At 62.0% G+C, this 22,554-nt stretch carries 19 protein-coding genes and 1 tRNA gene; 7 read left to right on the forward strand and 13 right to left on the reverse strand.

Features of this window, described 5'->3' with window-relative positions; all coding sequences use genetic code 11:
* Positions 1–30: 30 nt before the first annotated feature.
* The 8 genes from esaR to def form a co-directional block, all read right to left on the reverse strand.
* A complete protein-coding gene (gene esaR, locus HWX91_RS05065; protein WP_028197711.1) occupies positions 31–723 on the reverse strand; it encodes a response regulator transcription factor EsaR in 693 nt (230 codons plus the stop codon).
* On the reverse strand, positions 724–3,138 hold the full coding sequence (locus tag HWX91_RS05070) for a sensor histidine kinase (RefSeq protein ID WP_028197710.1): 2,415 nt from the start codon (positions 3,136–3,138) through the stop codon (positions 724–726).
* Positions 3,128–3,727, reverse strand: a complete 600-nt coding sequence (locus tag HWX91_RS05075; RefSeq protein WP_028197755.1) for a DUF4390 domain-containing protein — start codon at positions 3,725–3,727, stop codon at positions 3,128–3,130. The genes HWX91_RS05070 and HWX91_RS05075 overlap by 11 nt, the downstream gene beginning before the upstream one ends.
* A complete protein-coding gene (gene rsmB / locus HWX91_RS05080; protein ID WP_028197709.1) occupies positions 3,724–5,163 on the reverse strand; it encodes a 16S rRNA (cytosine(967)-C(5))-methyltransferase RsmB in 1,440 nt (479 codons plus the stop codon). Before rsmB ends, HWX91_RS05075 begins: the two co-directional genes overlap by 4 nt.
* 160 nt (positions 5,164–5,323) lie before the next feature.
* Positions 5,324–6,181, reverse strand: a complete 858-nt coding sequence (htpX, locus tag HWX91_RS05085) for a zinc metalloprotease HtpX (protein WP_028197708.1) — start codon at positions 6,179–6,181, stop codon at positions 5,324–5,326.
* Positions 6,182–6,284: 103 nt separating this feature from the next.
* Entirely contained in the window at positions 6,285–6,926 is a 642-nt protein-coding gene (locus HWX91_RS05090) for a LysE family translocator (protein WP_028197707.1), read from the reverse strand.
* A gap of 124 nt (positions 6,927–7,050) precedes the next feature.
* Positions 7,051–8,037 carry a methionyl-tRNA formyltransferase gene (fmt, locus tag HWX91_RS05095; RefSeq protein WP_028197706.1) on the reverse strand — a complete coding sequence of 329 codons (987 nt, stop codon included), beginning with the start codon at positions 8,035–8,037 and terminating at the stop codon, positions 7,051–7,053.
* A 31-nt stretch (positions 8,038–8,068) separates the two neighbouring features.
* Positions 8,069–8,572, reverse strand: coding sequence for a peptide deformylase (def, locus tag HWX91_RS05100; protein ID WP_028197705.1), 504 nt, complete (start codon positions 8,570–8,572; stop codon positions 8,069–8,071).
* 244 nt (positions 8,573–8,816) lie between these two features.
* On the opposite strand from def, the gene dprA reads away from it, so the two are divergent.
* The 3 genes from dprA to HWX91_RS05115 all read left to right on the forward strand — a co-directional run bounded on the left by dprA (position 8,817) and on the right by HWX91_RS05115 (position 13,471).
* On the forward strand, positions 8,817–10,076 hold the full coding sequence (dprA, locus tag HWX91_RS05105; RefSeq protein ID WP_028197704.1) for a DNA-processing protein DprA: 1,260 nt from the start codon (positions 8,817–8,819) through the stop codon (positions 10,074–10,076).
* A gap of 89 nt (positions 10,077–10,165) precedes the next feature.
* Positions 10,166–10,543 (forward strand): thioredoxin family protein, encoded by a 378-nt coding sequence (locus tag HWX91_RS05110; protein WP_028197703.1) that lies wholly within the window; start codon positions 10,166–10,168, stop codon positions 10,541–10,543.
* Between the two features lie 249 nt (positions 10,544–10,792).
* Positions 10,793–13,471: a DNA topoisomerase III gene (locus tag HWX91_RS05115; RefSeq protein WP_028197702.1), complete on the forward strand. Its 2,679-nt coding sequence runs from the start codon at positions 10,793–10,795 to the stop codon at positions 13,469–13,471.
* Positions 13,472–13,587: 116 nt separating this feature from the next.
* On the opposite strand, the gene HWX91_RS05120 is transcribed toward HWX91_RS05115, so the two are convergent.
* Complete coding sequence (locus tag HWX91_RS05120) at positions 13,588–14,688, reverse strand: LysR family transcriptional regulator (protein WP_028197701.1); 1,101 nt, start codon at positions 14,686–14,688, stop codon at positions 13,588–13,590.
* Between the two features lie 341 nt (positions 14,689–15,029).
* The gene (locus tag HWX91_RS05125; RefSeq protein ID WP_028197700.1) at positions 15,030–16,898 is read right to left on the reverse strand and encodes a phosphoenolpyruvate carboxykinase (GTP); all 1,869 of its coding nucleotides are present in this window, start codon (positions 16,896–16,898) and stop codon (positions 15,030–15,032) included.
* 389 nt (positions 16,899–17,287) lie between these two features.
* Here HWX91_RS05125 and HWX91_RS05130 point away from each other — a divergent pair, with 389 nt between their 5' ends.
* Positions 17,288–18,301, forward strand: coding sequence for a D-2-hydroxyacid dehydrogenase family protein (locus HWX91_RS05130; protein ID WP_028197699.1), 1,014 nt, complete (start codon positions 17,288–17,290; stop codon positions 18,299–18,301).
* Positions 18,302–18,335: 34 nt separating this feature from the next.
* Here HWX91_RS05130 and HWX91_RS05135 read toward each other — a convergent pair whose 3' ends face one another.
* The gene (locus HWX91_RS05135; protein ID WP_028197698.1) at positions 18,336–19,211 is read right to left on the reverse strand and encodes a patatin-like phospholipase family protein; all 876 of its coding nucleotides are present in this window, start codon (positions 19,209–19,211) and stop codon (positions 18,336–18,338) included.
* A 43-nt stretch (positions 19,212–19,254) separates the two neighbouring features.
* The gene (locus tag HWX91_RS05140) at positions 19,255–19,659 is read right to left on the reverse strand and encodes a PaaI family thioesterase (protein WP_028197697.1); all 405 of its coding nucleotides are present in this window, start codon (positions 19,657–19,659) and stop codon (positions 19,255–19,257) included.
* 202 nt (positions 19,660–19,861) lie between these two features.
* Here HWX91_RS05140 and HWX91_RS05145 point away from each other — a divergent pair.
* The 3 genes from HWX91_RS05145 to HWX91_RS05155 all read left to right on the forward strand — a co-directional run bounded on the left by HWX91_RS05145 (position 19,862) and on the right by HWX91_RS05155 (position 21,679).
* Positions 19,862–19,937, forward strand: a tRNA-Lys gene (locus tag HWX91_RS05145).
* A 321-nt stretch (positions 19,938–20,258) separates the two neighbouring features.
* Complete coding sequence (locus HWX91_RS05150) at positions 20,259–21,005, forward strand: UPF0149 family protein (protein ID WP_042275632.1); 747 nt, start codon at positions 20,259–20,261, stop codon at positions 21,003–21,005.
* Between the two features lie 86 nt (positions 21,006–21,091).
* Positions 21,092–21,679, forward strand: coding sequence for a LysE family translocator (locus tag HWX91_RS05155; protein WP_028197695.1), 588 nt, complete (start codon positions 21,092–21,094; stop codon positions 21,677–21,679).
* 21 nt (positions 21,680–21,700) lie between these two features.
* Here HWX91_RS05155 and HWX91_RS05160 read toward each other — a convergent pair whose 3' ends face one another.
* Positions 21,701–22,546 (reverse strand): helix-turn-helix transcriptional regulator, encoded by an 846-nt coding sequence (locus tag HWX91_RS05160; protein ID WP_028197694.1) that lies wholly within the window; start codon positions 22,544–22,546, stop codon positions 21,701–21,703.
* Positions 22,547–22,554: the final 8 nt, after the last annotated feature.

A 22,554-nucleotide genomic window follows, 5' to 3' on the forward strand; every position in this document is an offset into this window, starting at 1 on the left:
TTGCCCGACCCGGCACGCGTTACGCGGCCGTTACTCCCCTTTGTTCTTGCCGAGATCGACACCGAGCTGCTTGAGCTTGCGATACAGGTGCGTGCGCTCGAGACCGGTCTTCTCCGCGACGCGCGTCATGCTGCCGTTCTCGCGCGCCAGGTGATATTCGAAGTAAGCGCGCTCGAACGCATCGCGCGCGTCGCGCAACGGGATGTCGAACGAGATCGACGCCGTTTGCGCGGCCAATGCGCCGCTGCCCATACCATCCGACGACAGCATCGGCAATGAAGCCGCCGACGCCACGGTCGAAGCACTGGCCGGCAGCGCCTGCTTGGTGGCGATCGCGCCGCCCGGCGCGGCTGCGGCATTGCCCCGGGCGAGGCCCTGCTCGACCGCCTTCAGCAGCTTCTGCAACGCAATCGGTTTCTCGAGGAAATTGAGCGCACCGATCTTGGTCGCTTCAACTGCCGTATCGATGGTTGCATGGCCGGACATCATGATCACCGGCATGGTCAGTTGCCCTTGCGCGGCCCATTCTTTGAGCAAGGTCACGCCGTCGGTATCGGGCATCCAGATGTCGAGCAGCACCAGGTCCGGCGCCTGACGCAAGCGGAACTCGCGCGCTTCCTGCGCGTTTTCCGCCGCCTCCACGACATGCCCCTCGTCGCTCAGGATCTCCGAGAGCAATTCCCGGATGCCCATTTCATCATCTACCACCAGGATGGTTGCCATTTACGCTGCCCTTGTCTGCACTGTTGCTTTTGTCGTTCCCTGCGACGCATTGCCATGCGCCGGCCGCAGCCCTGCTCCAGGTGCCGCGGCATCGTCTGCCAGTTGAAGGAAGAGGATCGATATCTGCGCGCCTTCGATCACATCGCCCGCTTTCATGCGATTGCGAATGTCGATGCGCGCACCGTGTTCGTCGACGATCTTCTTGACCATCGCAAGACCCAGGCCTGTACCTTTGGCCTTGGTTGTCACGTAAGGTTCGAATGCACGTGTGAGGATACGCGCTGGGAAGCCCGGTCCGTTATCCGACACTGTTAGACGCACCGCGACGCGTATCTTGCCTTCCGCGTCGGGGTCTCCGTATTCTACTGTCCTCGTCTCGAGCAACACATGCGGTTGTTCGACGTCGGCCACGGCGTCCTGTGCATTCTGCAACAGGTTGTGAATCACCTGACGCAATTGCGTCGCGTCGCCGCGAATCGCCGGCAAGTCAGCGAGCTCCACCTGAATCGCGCCCTTGCCTTCTTCGATACCGTACAACGTCAACACTTCGCTGACCAGTTCGTTCAACTGCAGATGGGCGAGCACCGCCGGCGGCGTACGCGCGTAGTCGCGGAAATTGTCGACCATCTGCTTCATCGCCGCGACCTGGTTGACGATCGTGGTGGCGCCGCGCTTCAGCACGTCGGCATCCGACGGCGACAGCTTGTCGGCCAGCTTCATCTGCAAACGCTCGGCGGAAAGCTGAATCGGCGTGAGCGGATTCTTGATCTCATGCGCGAGACGCCGCGCCACTTCGCCCCAGGCGATCGAACGCTGCGCCGAGATCACGTCCGAAATATCGTCGAACACGACCACGTAGCCGGAGGTCTGCATGTCTTCCGCGTCGCGATCCGTGGCGGACACGAGGCGCGCGCCGCGCACAAGCAGCGTGAGCGGCTCCGTTTCACCCGGCACCTGTACCGAAAACTGCTGCTGCCAGTGGCCGCGATCGTCATGACCGTCACCGCTTGCGGCCTCGCGATCGGCAAACGCCTTGCGCACCATGCCGCCAAATTCGCTCAACACGCCGATCTTTTCCAGCGCCGAGCCCAGCACTTCCTGGAACTGCTGGCGGAATATCCGCTCAGCGCCGCGGTTTGCCGTGGTGAGGCGGAACTGCCGGTCGAACACGAACACGCCCGCGGTCAGATTCGCGAGAATGCTTTCCAGATAGGCCTTCGAATGCTCGAGCGCGATGCGGTTGTTCTCGACCGCCGCGCGCGCCTCGGACAACTGCCGCGTCATCGCATTGAACGACTGCGTGAGAAAGCCCAGTTCGTCGCGCGATTTGATTTCGCGCTTTGGCGTGTAGTCGCCTTCGGTCACCTCCTTGGTGCCCTGCGCGAGCAGAAACAACGGCCGGGCCAGCTGATTGCCGAGCGCGAGCGCCAGCATCATCGCGATGAAGGTGGCGAGGAACAGCGCGAGCGTCAGCGTGCCGATATACATCTTGCGCAAGCCGGTGCGGCCCAGCGCCTTCTCCTGATACTCGCGATAGGCGCGCTGCACCGCGTCGGCATTGCGCGCGAGCGTGGGCGACACCGGCTGCGTGAGTTGCAGGAAGCGTTCGGTAGGCTGCAGCAGCGACGCGTTCGAATCGGGAATGCGCTGCACGACGCGTAGCCGCAGCGCACCCTTGCCGCCATGCGCGTTCGGATCGCCGTCGACTTCACCCTCGATCGCCGCATAGCCGCGGCCACGGGCCTGGTCGATCATCAGCGGCGTGGGCAAGTCGTTCGACACCAGCGTCGCGTAATTGCCGGACGCCTGCGCGACCACGTGCATGTCCGGCGTCGCGCCCGACATGCTGCGCGTAGGTTCGACGATCGTCGCGTCCTGCACGCCGAACTGATCGCGCAGGCGCAGCAGCGTCAGTGTCGTGCCGGCGGCGTCCGCGCTCGCCAACTGCTCGGACATCAAGCGGCCCTTGGTCTGCAGATCCGACAGCGACGCGTCGAGCATGCCGCGGCCGAGATTCAGACCCGACGTCAACGCCGTCTCGACGTTCACGTCGAACCACGACTCGATACTGCGCGACACGAACTGGTACGAGACGACGTAAATGATGCCGCCCGGCACCACGCCGACCAGCGCCATGAAAAACGCGAGTTTTGCTAAAAGCCGCGTGCCGAACTTACCTTTCCTGAGCCGCGCGATGATGATGATGACGAGCGTCGCCACCACCAGCAAAAAGATCATCGCGACCACGAGGTTGGCCGCGTACAGCCACTGGTAATAGCGGTCGAAAAACTCGGTATTCGCGCTCGCCGCTGCCAGCAGCACGAGCAGCAGCACGGCCGTCACGGCGACCGTGGACACCAGCACGCGCACGACGATGCTGCTCACACTGGTGGCGCGGCGCACTCTATTTAGCACGTTCGGTCACCGTGAAGGTAAAGCGCTTCCAATCCGACGACAGGCTCCAGTCGCGGTTGTTCACCGCGTCGATCTGGAACGGCTTGGGCATCAGCGCGATGTCGAGCTGCATGCGCACCGAGGCGTTGTAGGTTTCCCCGACACGCACCTGGCTGCGGTCGATCACATGCCATGACGTGACGTGCTTGATCACGGCGAGCGCGTCGTTGAGCGTGCTGAAGCCGAGTTGCAACCCACCCGACGACACGCTCGACACACGATACTCACGCGTGAGCGGCTGGAACGACAGGCGAATGCTCTGCGACACGCTGACTGGCTGCTCGTCGAACCAGTACCAGCGTGGCCGGCTCAGTTCGAAGTCGGTTGTGAAATAGAGCGGGATCCCCTTGTTGACGGCGTCTTCGAGATTGCTGTTCAACTCGAAGTCGAAACGCGCGTCGAGGTTCCAGCCAGTATTGTCCGATTGCAGCGAGGCGCGCTGGACCGCAATCGAATCGGCATACGCCGCGCCCGGCACGGCAAGCCACACGGCCAGCGCGATCCAGAGCACGGCAGCGAGCCGAAGCGGGAAGAAGCGTTTGATGGTCACCGTTTCTGAAAGCGCGCGTAGAAAAATCCGTCGTGGTCTGAGTTCGAGCCGGCGCTATCTTCAGCGACATCTCCGGCATGGGACCCGGCCGATGTGTCGGCGGGCGCGCGGGCAACTGAAGGTAAAAGTTGCACCGGCGCGTCCAATCGTACCGCATCCTGATACTTGTTTCCAAACCACTGTGCCTGCAACTCGCCTTCTTCAGGAAAGATCGAACACGTAACATAGAGCAACTCGCCGCCTGGCTTCACAAGCGGCCACAGCGCGTCGAGAATGCGGCGCTGCTCGGCGACCAGCGCGGGAATATCCGACGCGCGGCGCAGCCAGCGAATATCCGGATGACGCCGCACGATGCCCGAGGCCGAACACGGGACGTCCGCCAGGATGCGATCGAACGGCTGGTCGATGTCGTCGTGCCATTTTGCCGGTGTGCCCGCGTCGCCGATACGCACTTCCGCTTCGAGCTTGAGCCGCAGCAAGTTTTCACCGATCCGCCGCGCGCGCGATGCGTCACTTTCGAGCGCCACGAGTTGCAAGTTGGCGAGTTCGAGCAGATGGCCGGTCTTGCCGCCGGGCGCCGCGCACGCGTCGAGCACGCGCATGCCGTCACGCACGCCGAGCAGTTGCGCGGCGAGCTGCGCGCCGGCGTCCTGCACGGATACCACGCCATCGTTAAAGCCAGGGATACGGTCGACCGGCATCGGCGTCGCGAGCTTGACGGCGTACTCACCGGCCCGGCTCGCGCGAATGTGCTGGTCGTGCAGCACTTGCAGATAGGCATCGACTGTCGAGCGGCGCGCGTTGACGCGCAACGTCAGCGGACCTTGCGTGTCGCCGGCGCCGAGCACGGCTTGCCAGGCGTCGGGCCACGCGGCTCTGACCGCGTCGATCCACCATACCGGGTAGTTCCAGCGCGCAACTTCGTCGGCTTGCGCTGCGTTCAACAGCGTTTCGCGCTCGCGCAGGAAACTGCGCAGCACAGCGTTCACCAGACCCTTCGCAAACGAGAACTCACGGCGTGCAGCGATGGCGCTCACAGCCTGATCGACGACCGTGAACGGGGTGTAGGCGGCATTTGCTTCATCATCGATCAGCAACGCGAGCGCACAGGCAAGCACATGGCCGACGTGCGGCGGCGGCGCCTTCTTCACCAGCTTCGCGATCAGCCACTCGGCGGTCCCGAGACGCCGCATGGCGCGGTACGCGATGTCCTGCACGGCTCCGCGCGCGGCCGCGACGCTGCCTTCAGGCGCGGACACGAATACCGATTGCAGCGCGGCGGGCAACGCCGCGCCGAGGCGTACGGCGCCGATGGCCTGGCCCGCGCAGTCGAGCGCAAAACCGAGCGATTCGGGCGCGAGGTGCAATATCGACAGACGGGATTCGCGCGGGCGCGCCAAAGGAGTAGCAGAACGCGAAGAAGGCTTTGGAGTCATGAAAGAGGCGAAGGCAGGCCGCGCGGTGCGCGCAACGCAAACAACATACATTGTAGCGTGGTGCGGGACGGGAGCCGCGGAGCCCGGACCGGGGCGAGAGATCAAACAAAAAAGGCGAGTCCGCGGACTCGCCTTTCGCGATGCCGGGCCTGTGAGCCCGTTACTCGAAGCGCCCCGTACGCGCCATTTCCATCAAACGTGCGATACGTTCCTCGGTAGCCGGGTGCGTGGAGAACAGGTTCGCAATGCCGCCGCCCGTCAGCGGATTCATGATCATCATCTGCGCGGTGGCCGGATGCTGCTCGGCCGTGGGGAACGGAATTCCGCTCGCGTAGCGATGAATCTTGTCGAGCGCCGAGGCGAGCGCCTGCGGATCGCCGGAAATCTGCGCGCCGCCACGGTCCGCCTCGAATTCGCGGGCACGCGAAATGGCCATCTGAATCAGCGCGCCGGCGATCGGCGCGAGCAACGCAACAGCGATGCCCGCAATCGGGTTGGTCGGACGACCGTTTTCGTCGCGGCCGCCGAAGAACATCGCGAAGTTCGCCAGCGCGGAAATGGCGCCCGCCATGGTTGCCGACACCGTGGAGATCAGGATGTCGCGGTGCTTCACGTGCGCCAGTTCGTGCGCCATCACGCCGCGCATTTCGCGTTCGGACAGCACGCGCAAGATGCCGGTGGTGGCGGCCACAGCCGCGTGTTCCGGATTGCGGCCGGTGGCGAACGCGTTCGGCGCATCTTCGTTGATCAGGTAGACGCGCGGCATCGGCAAGTTCGCGCGGGTGGCGAGTTCGCGCACCATGCGGTAGAACTGCGGCGCACTGTTTTCGTCCACTTCCTGCGCGTTGTACATGCGCAGGACCATCTTGTCCGAGAACCAGTACGAAAAGAAATTCATTCCAAGCGCGATCACGAGCGCGATCGTCATGCCGCGCGACCCGCCGATCATCCCGCCGATCACGATGAAAAGGGCCGTGATCGCGGCCATCAACATCGCGGTTTTGACCCAATTGAACATGTCTGCAACTCCTTGCCCTAACGCGGATTCATATCTGCACCGCATGATCGCGGCGACTGATTGTAAGCGAATTGTTAGATATGGGCGCGCGAGGAAAATTCAATCATCTTGAGGCAGTGGCGAGCTTGAGGCCCAAGCCAACGAATGCGCTGCCGACGCCGCGGTCCAGCCATTTCTTCACCGACGGCTTGCCGGAGAAACGACGGGTCACGCTGCCGGCGATCCACGCGACAAAACTGTTCCAGATCATGCTCATCACGACGAAGACCACGCCGAGCATGAGGAACGCCAGCGCCTTATGGTCGCTGCCGGTTGTGACGAATTGCGGAAAAAACGACACGAAGAACAGTACCACCTTGGGGTTCAGCACATTGGTCCAGAAGCCTTGCAGGAATAGCTGACGCAGCGATTTTGGCGTGCCGGCACCGCGCGCTTCGCCCGCGGCCTGGTCGGCCGCCGGCCTGGCGAAAACCAGCCGCACGCCGAGGTAGATCAGATAAATAGCGCCGACGAACTTGATAACCGTGAACGCGGTGGCCGACGCGGCCAGCAGCGCCGTCAAGCCAAACGCGCAAGCCAGCGAATGAACACAGCAGCCGGCGGAGATGCCGAGCGCGGACATCAGCCCTGCGCCACGCCCTTGGGCGACGCTGCGCCCGACGATATACGCCGTATCGGGACCGGGGGTCACGTTCAGCAGAAAGACCGCGACGACGAAAAACTCGAAATGGGTGATGCCAAACATGGGGATCCTCTAAACACGGCCTGCCCACGGCCCGTTGCATAGAGGATTCTAACGCGCCACAGGCTCGCGGCGGGGCTCCTGAACATCGGCCGAATGGACGATGTTCAAGGTAGGTTCAACTCGGTTATTTTGCTTCGGGAAGCTGGAAACGCTGACCGGCCGCCAATGCCGCACCGGCCAGGAATTCGCGCACCGGCAAGCGCTTGCCACCGGGTTTTTGCAGTTGCGTGAGACGCAGTGCGCCCTCGCCACAAGCAACCACGACGCCCTCTGGAGAGACGTCCACGATCACACCGGGCGCGCTGCTGCCTTGCGCCTCGGCCGGAACCGCCGCCCATATCTTGATCGACGTGCCGTCTTCCAGCGTGCCCACGCCGCCGGGGAACGGATCGAACGCGCGCACCTGGCGAGCGAGAACCGCAGCCGGCTTGCGCCAGTCGAGCGCAGCCTCGTGCTTGCCGATCTTTTCCGCGTAGGTCACGCCGTCCGCCGGTTGCGGCGTTGCCGCCAGCTTGCCGCTGCGCTCCAGTTCGGTTAGCGCGTCGACGATCAGCCTGGCGCCCGCTTGCGCGAGACGGTCATGCAGGAGGGCCGTGGTGTCGCTGTCCAAAATCGGCGTGCGCGCTTCGGAGATCATCGGCCCGGTATCGAGGCCGGCGTCCATCTGCATCAATGTGATGCCGGTTTCGGCGTCGCCCGCTTCGATCGCGCGATGGATCGGCGCGGCGCCGCGCCAGCGCGGCAACAACGATGCGTGAATGTTGATGCAGCCTAGCGGCGGAATATCGAGCACTTCTTGCGGCAGGATCAGACCATAGGCGGCCACTACCATCACGTCGTGAGGCGTGGCGCGCAGTTGATCGATCGCAGCGGTGGCTTCAGCCGGATATTTGCCGGCGCGGCGCAGCGAAGGCGGCTGCGCGACGGCAATGCCATGCTCCTGCGCATAGCGTTTGACCGGGCTCGCCTGTAGTTTCATCCCGCGTCCTGCAGGCTGATCCTGCCGGGTCAGCACGAGCGGCACCGGAAAACCGGCGCCGTGGATCGCGGCCAGCGCGGCCGCGGCGAACTCCGGCGTACCGGCAAAGATGACGCGCAACGAATGACTCATGAACGGGTGCGGTAGGCGAGGTGGACGCGCATTACATCGCGTGGGCGAGCTTCTTCATCTTGCTCTTGATGCGCGTCTGCTTCAGCGACGACAGGTACTCGACGAACACACGGCCCATCAGGTGATCCATTTCGTGCTGGATGCACACGGCCAGCAAGCCTTCGCAATCGATCTCGAAAGTCTCGCCCTTCTCGTTCAGCGCCCGCACGCGCACTTTCTCGGCGCGCTCGACGTTGTCATAAATGCCCGGCACCGAGAGACAGCCCTCTTCCGAGAGCTTCTTTTCGTTGCTCGACCAGATGATTTCCGGGTTGATGAAGGCGAGCAGTTCGTCGTGCGTTTCCGACACGTCGATCACGACCACGCGTTCATGCACGTCCACCTGGGTCGCCGCGAGGCCGACGCCCGGCGCGGCGTACATCGTTTCGGCCATGTCGGCGACGAGCCGGCGGATGCGGTCGTTGACCACTTCGACCGGCTTCGCAATCTTGTGCAGCCGCTTGTCCGGGTAATTGAGGATGTTGAGTAAAGCCATGATCTTGAGTGTGTTTTATAGGCGCCGCTGCCCGGTGGAAGGCTAGCGTTGGCCATTCGGCCAGGTTGTGGACGCATCGCGTTACGCAGACGATAGATGGTGTCGAACCGGTTCGATTCAACGCGCCACGTGCGCTAAACGACGGGCCCGCGCGGGTGGGCGCGGCGCTGCAGTTATTTCGGATGATGAAAATTTTAGCATGGCGCCCGCCTGCCCGCTGGCGCTATAAGAGGATCGACTCTCAATGCGTACCTTGCCCGCAACCCATATTGAACTCGCCGCCTGGCTGCGGCTTTCCCTTGCGCCAGGGCTGAAACCCGCCGCGCTGCGTCTACTGCTGAGCGCTTTTGGACTGCCGGAAGCGATTTTTAATCAACCGTTCGAGGTCCTTGCCGGGGTTGCAGGCGAAGCTGCGGCGCGTGCTGTACTGACACCGCCCAGCCTGGAGTTCGACGCGCAACTCGATGCGGTAATCGCGTGGCGCAAGCTGTCCGGCAACCATGTGGTGACCCTCGATGATCCTGCCTACCCGCCGGCGTTACTCACCATGCCTGATCCGCCACCGCTACTATATATAAAGGGCCGGTTGAATCTGCTGCACACCAGAGCGGTCGCGCTGGTGGGCAGCCGCAGCGCAACCCCACAGGGCGCCGAAGACGCCGAACGCTTCGCGCGTGAGCTTTCGCAAGCGGGCGTCACTATCGTGTCGGGGCTGGCGCTGGGTATCGACGGCGCCGCGCACCGGGGCGGTCTCGAAGGTGTCGGCAGCACGGTGGCGGTGATCGGCACTGGCGCGGATCTCGTATATCCGGCCGCGCATCATGCGCTGGCGCGGCAGATTGCGGCGCAAGGCGCGATCCTTTCGGAGTGGCCGCTCGGCACGCCCGCGCGCGCCGCCAATTTCCCGCAACGCAACCGCCTGATCGCGGGCCTCGTCAGCGGGGTTGTAATCGTCGAGGCCGCAATGCGCTCCGGTTCGCTGATCACAGCCCGTCTCGCCAATGAAATGGGGCGCGATATCTTCGCGTTGCCGGGCTCGATTCATGCACCGTTGTCGCGCGGTTGTCATCGGATTATCAAGCAGGGCGCGAAGCTGGTGGAGACGCCGGACGAGGTGCTGGAGGAGTTGGGTTTCGGCAAGCCTGTGGCAGCGAAGGGCGCCGGCCAGCAGGTGGCTCTCTGGAACGGTACGGGCGCACCTGAATCGCGCAAAACGCCTACGTCGGAAGGTATTCAGCGAGATTTGCCAGCGGCGCACTCGGTGGCGATCCAGCAGGGGTCAGCTACGGCGCCCGCATCGTCAGTAGAAACACAGCCAATCATGAGCGCCGAAGCGCTGCAACTCCTCGACGCACTCGGTCACGCCCCCGCCACGCTTGAAATTCTTGCCACCCGCACCGAGATGGGAGACGCAGCATTACAAAACACGCTGCTGCAACTCGAACTCGCCGGCCACGTGACCGCGCTGCCCGGCGGCCGCTTTGCACGAGCGACCCACGGCTGACCCCGCATTGACCAGGGTTGACCGCGATTTGGAATCGGCCATGCTACATTCGCGCCAAAGCACCTGATAAAAGTACGCAAGGAACCACCATGCCCGCGCTGAATCTCGACACCGACCAAGACCGGATTGCCGAGCGCGTCAACGAACCCGACACGCTGTTCGTCGCCTGCCTGTGCGCGGAGTGGTGCGGAACCTGCCGCGACTATCGGGAAGCCTTCAACCGCCTGGCGGATAAACATCCGGATATCTGTTTCGCATGGATCGACATCGAAACCCATGCGGACCGCTTCGACGATCTGGACGTCGAGAATTTCCCGACCATCCTGATCGAAGACTCAGTAACGACACGTTTTTTTGGCACGGTTTTGCCGCAGGCGGCGATTGTGGAGCGGATGTTGTCCGACCTGACGGCTGTGCCGGGCATCAGCGGCGCGCCCAAACTGCGGCCCGCGCTGACCGTCGCGTGAATGTGGCCACCGCCCGCTGAACCTTGCGGCACGGGCGTTGCGAGCGGTACACGGCGCGTTTTCCGCAGCTTGCACGGTTGCTGAGCGCGCAATTATCATGGCGCGCTTTTTATGGCACTTGACACGCCGCTCTCGCGCCGTGTGCTATAAAGCGGTCGTTATTGGGTCGCAAAGGTCGCAAACGAGGGTCGCGCTGGCAAAAGCGCACTCAAGGCCATCAACCCGGATCTACCAACCTCACATCGAGTCATGTCCAAAGCACTGATCATCGCCGAAAAGCCTTCCGTCGCGAACGACATCGCGCGCGCTTTGGGCGGTTTTACCAAGCATGACGAATACTACGAAAGCGACGAGTACGTCCTTTCCTCGGCAGTCGGCCACTTGCTGGAAATCGCCGCGCCCGAAGACTATGAAGTCAAACGCGGCAAGTGGAGCTTCGCCAATCTGCCCGTCATTCCGCCGCATTTCGATCTGAATCCGATCGCCAAGAGCGAGTCGCGCCTGAAGGTGCTGACCAAGCTGCTCAAGCGTAAAGATATCGATCGCCTGATCAACGCATGTGACGCGGGGCGCGAGGGCGAGCTGATTTTCCGCCTGATCGCGCAGCACGCAAAAGCCAAGCAGCCGGTGCAGCGCCTCTGGCTGCAATCCATGACGGCGGGCGCGATCCGCGACGGCTTTGCCCGTCTGCGCAGCGACGAAGAAATGCAGCCGCTCGCCGATGCGGCGCGCTGCCGCTCCGAAGCGGACTGGCTGGTCGGGATCAACGGCACGCGGGCCATGACCGCGTTCAACAGCAAGGGCGGTGGCTTCTTCCTGACCACGGTCGGGCGGGTGCAAACGCCGACGCTGTCGATCGTGGTCGAGCGCGAAGAAAAGATTCGCCGCTTCGTGCCGCGCGATTATTGGGAAGTGAAAGCGGAGTTCGTCTGCGCGGCCGGCTTCTACGAGGGGCGCTGGTTCGATCCGAAATTCAAGCGCGACGAGTTCGACCCGGAAAAGCGCGATTCGCGCCTGTGGGCGCTGCCCGCCGCCGAAACGATCGTCGCGGCCTGCCGCGGCCAGATCGGCACGGTGACGGAAGAATCGAAGCCGTCCACGCAACTGTCGCCGGCGCTCTTCGACCTGACCAGCTTGCAGCGGGAGGCCAACGGCCGCTTCGGCTTCTCTGCCAAGAACACGCTCGGTCTTGCCCAGGCGCTGTACGAAAAGCACAAGGTGCTGACCTATCCCCGGACCGACGCGCGCGCGTTGCCGGAAGACTATATGGATACGGTCAAGCAGACGCTCGGCATGCTCAAGGAGAGCAACAACTATCTGCCGTTTGCCAAGCAGGTGCTGGACAAGGGCTGGGTGAAGCCGAACAAGCGCATCTTCGACAACTCGAAGATCAGCGACCACTTCGCAATCATCCCCACGCTGCAGGCGCCGAAGAATCTGTCCGAACCGGAACAGAAGCTCTACGACCTGGTCGTGAAGCGCTTCCTGTCGGTATTCTTCCCGGCTGCCGAATTCCGTGTGACGACCCGGATCACGGAAGTGGTCGGCCATCACTTCAAGACTGAAGGCAAGGTGCTGGTTGAGCCGGGCTGGTTGCAGATCTACGGTCGCGAAATCGGCGGTGAAGACGCAAACCTGGTCCCGGTGCAGAAAGACGAAAAGGTCAAGACGGACAAGATCGCCGCCCAGCAACTGGTGACGAAACCACCCGCACGCTACAACGAAGCAACGCTGCTGTCGGCCATGGAAGGCGCGGGCAAGCTCGTTGAAGACGACGAATTGCGTGAAGCCATGGCGGCCAAGGGGCTCGGTACGCCGGCCACGCGCGCCGCCATTATCGAAGGGCTGCTCGGCGAAAAGTATCTGGTCCGCGAAGGCCGCGATCTGATCCCGACCGCCAAGGCTTTCCAGCTAATGACCCTGCTGCGCGGTCTCGGTGTGAAAGAACTGACCGCGCCGGAATTGACCGGCGAGTGGGAATACAAACTCTCGCAAATGGAGCGGGGCAACCTGCCGCGCGACGCGTTCATGCAGGAAATCGCCCGCATGACGCAGACCATCGTCAAGCGCGCGAAGGAATACGATTCGGACACGATCCCAGGCGATTATGCGACGTTGCAAACGCCGTGTCCGAATTGCGGCGGCCAGGTGAAGGAAAACTACCGGCGCTTCGCGTGCTCGAAATGCGAGTTCTCAATCTCGAAGATTCCGGGCGGACGTCAGTTCGAAATTCCGGAAGTTGAAGAGCTTTTGCAGAACAAGACAATCGGACCGCTGTCGGGCTTCCGCAGCAAGATGGGCCGTCCGTTCTCCGCGATCCTGAAGCTCTCGCTCGACGACGAGATCAAGAACTACAAGCTCGAATTCGACTTCGGTCAGGATTCGGGTGGTGAGGACGGTGAACCGCCTGACTTCTCCGATCAACAGCCGGTCGGCGCATGTCCGAAGTGCAAAGGTCGCGTGTTCGAACACGGCATGAGCTATGTCTGCGAGAACTCGGTCGCCAATCCGAAGACTTGTGACTTCCGCTCGGGCAAGGTCATTCTTCAGCAGGAAATCGCCCGCGAGCAGATGGCTAAATTGCTCGAAGAAGGACGCACTGATCTGCTGACGAACTTCAAGTCGTCGCGTACCGGCCGTAACTTCAAGGCGTTTCTCGTCAAGCAGAACGACGGCAAGATCGGCTTCGAGTTCGAGAAGAAAGAACCTTCGGCCAAAACGGCTGCGAAGACCGCAGCGGCCAAGGCAGCAGCGAAGGCGGCGCCCGAGTCGGACGACGAAGATGCATCGGTCGCAGTGAAGGCTGTGCCTGCCACCAAGAAGGTTGCGGCGAAGAAGGCGCCCGCCACCAAGGCCGCTGCTACGAAGACCGCAGCGGCCAAAAAAGCACCTGCGAAGAAAACGGCAGCGCGCAAAACCGGGTCGTAATTCTCAGGAGTGCGTGACCGGAAACACGCTCAGCTTCCGGTCAGCTCCCGAAATTGCCAGTAAAAAAGGCGCAGTCACTTCCGTGACTGCGCCTTTTTATTTGTCGGCCAAATAAGTTACAGCGGCGATATAGCGGTAGGCCGCGGTCGATTCGTCGTCTTTGCCAACGTCTTCGGCATCGGCGACAGTTCGCTGTCCAGCAGTCGTGACAGCGGCTCAGCGCCATCGAACGCTTCCGGTGGCATGTGATCCGCGGCATCGGGCGCGGTGGACGTGGCAGGCCTCTCAAGGCCGTCCTTGATCCACTGCTCGCCGAGCAGACTGTTCGGCGTCTGGCTGAAATGCTCGACCAGATGATCGATGAACGTACGCACCTTGGCCGGCAGGTGACGGCGGCTCGGATACGCGATGTTGATCTCGACCTGCGGCAAACGGTAATCGCCGAGCAAGCGCACGAGCCTGCCGCGCGTCATGTCGCGACCAATCAGATAACTCGGCAAAATCGCGATGCCCATACCGAGCAACGCAAACTGCCGGAGCATTTCCGTGTTGTTCGCCACGATCACGTTAGACGGACGCACACGCACTTCGCCTTCCGAACCCGTGAACACACGTTCGTCGCCCCAATACTCGGAGGGCAAGCTCAAACACGGATGCTCGAGCAGATGCTCAGGACGCGTCGGCGTGCCGTGCTTCTCCAGATAGGCGGGCGTTGCACACACCGTCATGCAACCCGTGGTCAAACGCCGCGTGACAATGCTTGCGCTGCGCATCTGCCGGGTGACCACCACGCCCACGTCGAAACCTTCTTCGACCAGATCGACCTGACGGTCGACCAGCGTGACATCGGGGATGACTTTCGGATAGCGCTCCGCGTATGTCTGCAACACGGGCGCAAGGTTATGTAACCCGAACACCACCGGCGCGACGATTCGCAATGTGCCGACGGGTTCGTGATTGCGCGCGACCACCATCTGCTCGACGTCTTCCAGTTCGTCGAGAATCTGACGGGCACGCTCGAGATAAACCTGGCCGGATTCGGTCAGGGACAAGCTGCGGGTTGTGCGATTAAGCAGCCGTGTACCAAGACGGCCTTCGAGATCGGCAACGTGACGGGTGGCAACTGCATTGGAAATATCCATCGCGCTCGCAGCGCGGGCAAAACTGCCGAGATCCGCCACTTTGACGAAAACTCGCATCGACTGCAAATGATCCATGGGACAACTCCTGCCGTGTTACAGCTTCCTGACAATTAGTGAAAACCAGTGAAGCGAACTTGGAATTCTCCTACGACTCGCGAAATCGTGCAGAAGTTGCCCGTGAAAGGCGAAATATTGTCGATATTTGTGCCACTGTGCTCCCCAGCGTGGGGCAGGAGTCGCGATTGTTCCGGTAATGGAAACAATCTGCTGCGCCGCAGCTTGCACTGTCTTTTTTGTTCGAACAGATGCAAAGGTTGGCCCGGCATTGCGAAATCAGAGGAAATCGAATGCCGAGGCGATATGGCAAAGAAAAACCGCCCGAAGGCGGTTCTTACGCGAAGTGAAGACTCACATAGTCACGCAGCGAGTTTTTCTTCAAACGCGCGTTTTGCCTCGGTCAAAGCAGGAGGCAGACCTTGCTGCAACGTATCAAAGAGTTCGGCATGCAGTTCGAGTTCATCGCGCCAGGCCGCGTCGTCGACCGAGATCACCTGCTGGAATTGCTCGCGGCTGAACTCGAGGCCGCTCCAGTCGATGTCCTCATAATGCGGCGACACGCCGAACGCATGCTCCTGGCCCTGCGCCTTACCCTCGATGCGCCCCACCATCCAGCTCAACACACGCATGTTCTCCCCAAAGCCCGGCCAGACGAACTTGCCGTCCGGACCCTTGCGGAACCAGTTGACGCAGAAGATCTTCGGCAGTTTGGCGTTAAGTTGCTCGAGACGCTCACCGGTTTTCAGCCAGTGTCCGAAGTAGTCGCTCATGTTGTAGCCGCAGAACGGCAGCATCGCGAACGGATCGCGGCGCACCACACCCTGCTGCCCCGCCGCCGCCGCGGTGGTTTCCGAGCCCATGGTCGCCGCCATGTAGACGCCTTCAACCCAGTTGCGGGCTTCAGTGACGAGCGGCACGGTCGTCGAACGGCGGCCGCCAAAGATGAACGCGTCGATCGCAACGCCCGCCGGGTTCTCCCAGTCGGCATCGATCGACGGGCACTGCGAGGCCGGCGCCGTGAAACGTGCGTTCGGGTGGGCGGCCTTGCGCCCACTTTCCTTCGCGCTCGCCGGCGTCCAGTCCTTGCCCTGCCAGTCGATCAGATGCGCGGGCGGCTCGTCGGTCATGCCTTCCCACCAGACGTCGCCGTCGTCCGTGAGCGCGACGTTCGTGAAGATGACGTTTTCCTTCAGCGTCGCCATCGCGTTGAAGTTGGTTTTCTCGCTCGTGCCCGGCGCGACGCCGAAATAGCCGGCCTCGGGATTGATCGCATACAGGCGGCCGTCCTTACCCGGCTTGATCCACGCAATGTCGTCGCCGATCGTGGAGATTTTCCAGCCGTTCAGGCCTTCCGGCGGGATCAGCATCGCGAAGTTGGTTTTGCCGCACGCCGACGGAAACGCCGCCGCGACGTGATGCTTGCGCCCTTCCGGCGACGTCACGCCGAGAATCAGCATGTGTTCGGCGAGCCAGCCTTCGGCGCGGCCCATGGTGGAGGCGATGCGCAGCGCGAAGCACTTCTTGCCGAGCAGCGCGTTGCCGCCGTAGCCCGAGCCATAGCTCCAGATTTCGCGCGACTCGGGGAAATGAACGATGTATTTGGTCTTGTTGCACGGCCACGGCACGTCTTTCTCGCCCGCCGCGAGCGGCGCGCCGACGGAATGCACGCACGGCACGAACTCGCCGTCTTCGCCCAGCACGTCGTACACTTTGCGGCCCATACGCGTCATGATGCGCATGTTGGTCACCACGTACGGACTGTCGCTCAACTCGACACCAATGTGCGCGATCGGCGAACCGAGCGGGCCCATCGAAAACGGCACAACGTACATGGTGCGCCCGCGCATGGCGCCGTCGAACAGGCCGTCGAGCGTCGCGCGCATTTCGGCGGGTTCCATCCAGTTATTGGTGGGGCCGGCATCTTCACGACGCTGCGCGCAAATGAAGGTGCGGTCTTCGACACGCGCCACGTCCGACGGATCGGACCATGCGAGATAAGAATTGGGACGTTTGGCGGGATTGAGCTTCTTGAGGGTGCCGGCCTCGACCATCTGGGCGCAGAGGCGGTCGTATTCCTCCTGTGAACCGTCGCACCATACGATCTTATCGGGCCTGGTCATGGCGGCAACGCGCTGGACCCAGTCGATCAATTTTCGGTGCTTGACCCACGAGGGCGCCGCTGCGGACACCTCGACGTTGGGCTGTCCTTCGAATGAGGGATGATTCATCGACTTGTCTCCGTTTTGAAAGCAATAGAAAAACGGTACAAGCCCAGAGACGCTGCATGCGAGAGGCGTTCAATTCGTCGCGACGGCATTTCTACAAGCCGACGCGGTATTGTGCAGGTCATCGTGGGCCACACAGCCCGTTGCGCGGAGGCGCCGATACACCGTTTTGCCGACGGCTTGTCTGCAACCGTCTGTAAAGCGGCTTGCCTCAACACGCAACAAACTGTTAAAAACGATGTCAATCGGCCTTTCCGTGGCGCTTCCGTTCTTCGCGGCAGCTTCTACAGTAAGGCATTCAGCCAGACCGGCATGTGACCTGGGTCACATGGTGGCACAGTCAGCATAACACTCCGTTCCGCACCGCTATGGTGCGTCGCAAGACACATACCATGAAGATTGCCATCCTCGACGATTACCAGGACGCCGTCCGCAAGCTCGATTGCTTTCAACTGCTGGCCGACCACGAGGTCAAAGTTTTCAACAACACGGTACGCGGTCTCGGTCAACTGGCGAGCCGTCTTTCCGAAGTCGACGCCCTCGTCCTGATTCGCGAACGCACCCGCATCAGCTCGCAATTACTCGACAAGTTGCCGCGTTTGCGCATGATCAGTCAGACTGGCAAAGTCTCCAGCCATATCGATCTGGCGGCCTGTACCGAGCGCGGCATCGCCGTGCTGGAAGGCAGCGGCTCGCCGATCGCGCCGGCCGAGTTGACCTGGGCACTCATCATGGCGGCTCAGCGACGGATTCCGCAATACGTAGCAAACCTTAAGCAAGGGGCCTGGCAGCAGTCCGGTTTGAAGACGTCGGCGCTGCCGCCGAACTTCGGGTTGGGCCAGGTGTTGCGCGGTCAAACGCTGGGAATTTGGGGTTACGGCAAGATCGGCCGCCTGCTTGCCGGCTACGGCAAGGCGTTCGGTATGAACGTGCTGATCTGGGGGCGCGAGCATTCGCGCGAAGCGGCGCGCGCTGACGGATATAGCGTGGCCGAGAGCCGCGAAGCGCTGTTCGAGCAGAGCGACGTGTTGTCGTTGCATCTGCGTCTGCACGACGACACGCGCGGCATCGTCAAGCAGGAAGATCTGATGCGGATGAAGCCGACCGCATTGCTTGTAAACACCAGCCGCGCTGAATTGCTCGACGAAAACGCGCTGGTGAACGCGCTGTCGCACAACCGTCCGGGGATGGTCGCGATCGATGTCTACGAAAGCGAGCCGATTCTGCAGGGCTACAGCCTGCTGCGCATGGAAAATGTGATTTGCACGCCGCACATTGGCTACGTGGAACGCGAGAGCTACGAGTTGTATTTCACCGCGGCGTTCCAGAACATTCTGGCTTTCGACGCCGGCGATACGTCCAGCGTCGCGAATCCGGAAGCCTTGCAGGGCGGGCGGCGGCGTTAATCTTCGGCGCCGCGGCGCCGTTGCCCCTCCAGGCTCAGCGCGCTTCGTGCGCGCCGGCTTCCAGCAGATCGGGCACACGCTCGAGAAAGGTCTCACCATCGGTTCGGCCGAGGTTGTACGCGTGCACCATCTGCGACGGGCTCGTGTAATCCCAACTCGAAATCGGCACCTTGCGCGACGGCTGCACATACAGCCGTTGCTGCACGCCGTGCGGCACGACGAACATCTGCGGCCGCGGGTAAAGACGCGTGACCATGACCAGCACGTTGCCGGGCGCTTCTGCGTCGAGCGCACCGACCGGCACATTGTCGACCATTCCGCCATCCAGCACCGGCCGGCCATTGCGTCGCAAAACCGGCGTGAACGGTGGCGTACTCGAGGATTGCAGAATCAGATCGGCGAGATCCTCGACTGTCGCGCAATCCTGCGCGCGCACGAATTCCGGATGAAAACCGAGCGTCTGACCCAGCGTTGGATGCAGCGTTTTCCGCACGTATTTCTCAATGTTGTACGCAATCAGGCCGGCGGCGACCGCGCTTCGCGCGCCGAGCCAGCGCGGCAGGTGCGATACGCCGATGCGGATTTCGGGCGCGTCGGCAAGCGTGGAGAATTTGTCGCTGTAGATGTCCAGTAGTGCCTGCCGGTAGATCCGGTAATGCGGAAAAACCGATTCGCCGCGCAGCAGATTGCCCCAGTACGCGTTGCGGGTGTTGTGGCGCAGCGCGCCTTCGTAATAGCGCATGACCCAGTCGGAATCGCGCGTGTAAAGCATGCACGCAGTAGCGGCGCCGGCCGAGATGCCGGTGATGACGCGCGGGCGGATAGCCAGTTCCGGCTGCACCACGTCCCAGAACCCCGCCTGCCACCAGCAGCGATTGCCGCCGCCAGCGAATACGACCTGATCGAACATCTTGGCTTTTTCCTCTAATACAGCTTGCGAGCCCGTTTGGGCCTCAGTCGAGCAGCGCGTAGGTGGTGGTGGCGTGGACGGCCATGTTGCCGGCTTCGTCGAATAACTCGACTTCGCCGAACACAAGATTGCGGCCCATGCGCAGCACGCGCGCGGTGATCAGGACGTCACCGTTGCGGACCGCACGCATGAAACTGATGTTGAGCGACACCGTGCTCATCGGCTTGAAGCCGCCGAGCGCGGCCGAGATGGCGACGATCATCGCCGTGTCGGCGGCCGCCATGAATACTTGCCCGCAGATCACACCGCCCGAATGACGCAGGCCGCCGGAAAACGGCAGCCGCAAGGTCGCGCTTTCTTCGTCGACCTTGACCGGGGTCAGCGTGAGCGCACGGACCCAGGGCGCAAGGATGCGGTCCAGCAACTCGTTAATCTCTTTGTCATCCATGGCGGTCCCCCGGTCGAACGCCGCGCGAGGCTTCGAGCGGCAGGTATCCGCGACATGATACCGGGACGGTGATCCCTATGCCTTCAAGGCGCCTGACGACGACGAGCTCCGGATACGGGGCCCTCCGCTCCGGAATTTTTAAGAAATCTGCTAAAGGGGCTTGGCAATCTCGGAAAGTTTCGGCATAATTTCGCTTCTGTTGGGGGCGTTAGCTCAGTTGGTAGAGCAGCGGACTCTTAATCCGTAGGTCGAGTGTTCGAGTCACTCACGCCCCACCACCGAATTTGGCAGTAGGAAATCAAGCACTGGCGAGCGATCGCGGTGCTTTTTTTTCGTCTGTAGCCCGCACGTGCAGGCCTCAAAAGCTGGCCTTCGCCGGAATCGGAGAATCCAGACCAAGCATTTCATCAATCTTTTCTGAAGCTCGAAGGTGGCATACATCAGCGAGCGCGGCCCCTATCGGGCGCGCCGAAATCCGTCGGCGCAGGTACCGTAAAATGAACTCACCTGCACACCCAGCGCGGTATCAAAATGCCGCCTCCCCCATTCCCCGCCATGCCATCGGGACCCACGATTCGTAGTTGCGGAGCCTCATCGCTATGTCCAAGTCCAAGCTAAAACCAGGCGATCTCGGTATCCCGCTTTCCGAAAAAGAATTCGACGAACTCGATGAATTTCTGGTCTCCGATCTGACGTCGGAGGAAACGTTAACGATCGAAGGGCTCGACGGATACCTGACCGCACTCGCAATCGGGCCGACTACCGTACCGCCCAGTTACTGGCTGCCGGGAGTCTGGGGGCCGAGCGAGGATGACGCACCTGCATTCGAAACAATGGATCAGGCGCAGCACATTCTCGGTTTGATCTTGCGGAATATGAACGGCATCGTCATCAGTCTGGAGGATGACCCCGACGAGTTCGAGCCGGTGTTCGGCTTCAGCCGCGTTGACGACAGCGAGCGCGAATACATCGACGGCGAAGCGTGGGCTTTCGGCTTCATGCAGGGCCTCGCGCTGGTTCGAGCAGACTGGCAAGCGCTGTTCGATAGCGAGCAGGGCCAGGCATGGCTAAATCCGCTGCATTTGATGGGTTCAGACGGACTGACGCCTGAAGAATTGGCGTTGATCGCCACACCGGAACAGCGCGAATCCCTCACCAACCAGATTCCCGCCAGCATCGCCGCGATCTATCGGTTCTGGCTCCCTTACCGTCAGGCCGTCCACGAACAGAAACTCACCGCCACGATCCAGCGTACCGAACCCAAGGTCGGCCGCAACGACCCATGTCCTTGCGGCAGCGGCAAAAAATTCAAGAAATGCTGCGGCGCTGCGGCGGAACTCCACTGAAAGCAATTTCCTTCAATACACCTCTGCCCACTGCCCGATACCGTTGAGCGTCGCAAATCCTGCGCACTCACGTATCGAGGCATCAGATGACCGTCTTACTCTCCATGGCCGCGTTCGCGCTGGCCTCGTCGATCTCTCCCGGTCCGGTCAACGTCGTCGCGCTCAGCGCCGGCGCGCAACATGGCTTCAATGCAAGCATGCGGCATGTAACCGGCGCCACCGTCGGGTTCACGTTGCTGCTATTGCTCATCGGCCTGGGGCTGCATGAGTTGCTCGCGTATTTCCCCAATCTGATCGACATCGTCAAATGGGCGGGCATTGGCTTTCTGCTTTACATGGCCTACAAACTTGCCGTCGATGACGGCAAGCTCGGCGCGGACAAGCCCACTCGCGGACCATCCTTCGCCTACGGCGCCGCAATGCAGTGGCTCAACCCGAAAGCCTGGCTCGCGTCTCTAGTCGGCATGGGCGCCTACGCGGCAGATGGCGACGGCCGGCTCGTCTGGCAATTCACTGTCGTGTATTTCGTGGTGTGCTATCTGTCGATTGCGAGTTGGGCGTATGCCGGCACCTTTCTGCGTCGGTACCTGCAGGAGCCGACGCGCGTGAGGTTGTTCAATCGCGCGATGGCGACGCTGCTCGCGGCTAGCGCGCTGTATCTGCTGATCGCGTGACACGAACCGCACAACCTCCCTTCAACTGCGATACTGCCCCGGCGTCGCAGCAACCAGCCGCTTGAAGGTCCGTTGCAGATGCGCCTGATCGGCAAAGCCCGCATCGAGCGCCACGTCCGCAATCGGATAACCGCGCCGCAGTTGCGCCCGGCTGTACTGGATGCGCCGGTTGATCAGATATGCATGCGGTGTCATGCCATAGCGCTGCTTGAACGCGCGGATCAGGTGCGAGGCGGAAAGCCCGGCCGCGTTGCAGACATCCTCCAGCTTCAGCGCACGCGTGCAGTTTTCGGCGATGAATTCCGCGGCCTGCGCGAGTTGACCGCTCGCGTCGTCATCCGGCAAGGGAGCCGGATTCAACTTCTGTTGCACTTCGGAGAAGAAGGTAACGGCGGCGCTTTCCTTGCGCATAAGTTCCCTATCGTCCTCCACGAGGATCGCGTATAGACGGTTCAAACCATCGAATAGTGCCGGGTCCGTCGTCATGGTCTGCGAGAAGGCGCGAAACGCGTGGTTGTCGCTGAAACCCAGATCGTGCTGCAACCCCGTGAGCCAATTGACTTCAACGTGCAGCATCCGATACGACCAGCGCTCGTCGGCAACCGGGTTACACGCGTGCACGTCGTCCGGATTCATCATCACCACCGCGCCGGCGCCGACCCATTCGCTCGCGTGGCGATTCACATACACGCTATGGCCGCCGGTCACCGCGCCGATCGAGAACGTCTCGTGCGAGTGTTTGGCGTAGCAGACTTCGCGGCCGTCTTCGATGGAACGCGCCTCGATGAACGGCAACGCGTCATCACGCCAGAACTTCGGCGCCGCAGCCGCCGCCGCTGACTCACTCCGGTCGTTCGTCCCGCTCATTGCCTGCT

This window comes from Paraburkholderia fungorum (genome assembly GCF_902833645.1).
GTDB classification, from domain to species: domain Bacteria; phylum Pseudomonadota; class Gammaproteobacteria; order Burkholderiales; family Burkholderiaceae; genus Paraburkholderia; species Paraburkholderia fungorum.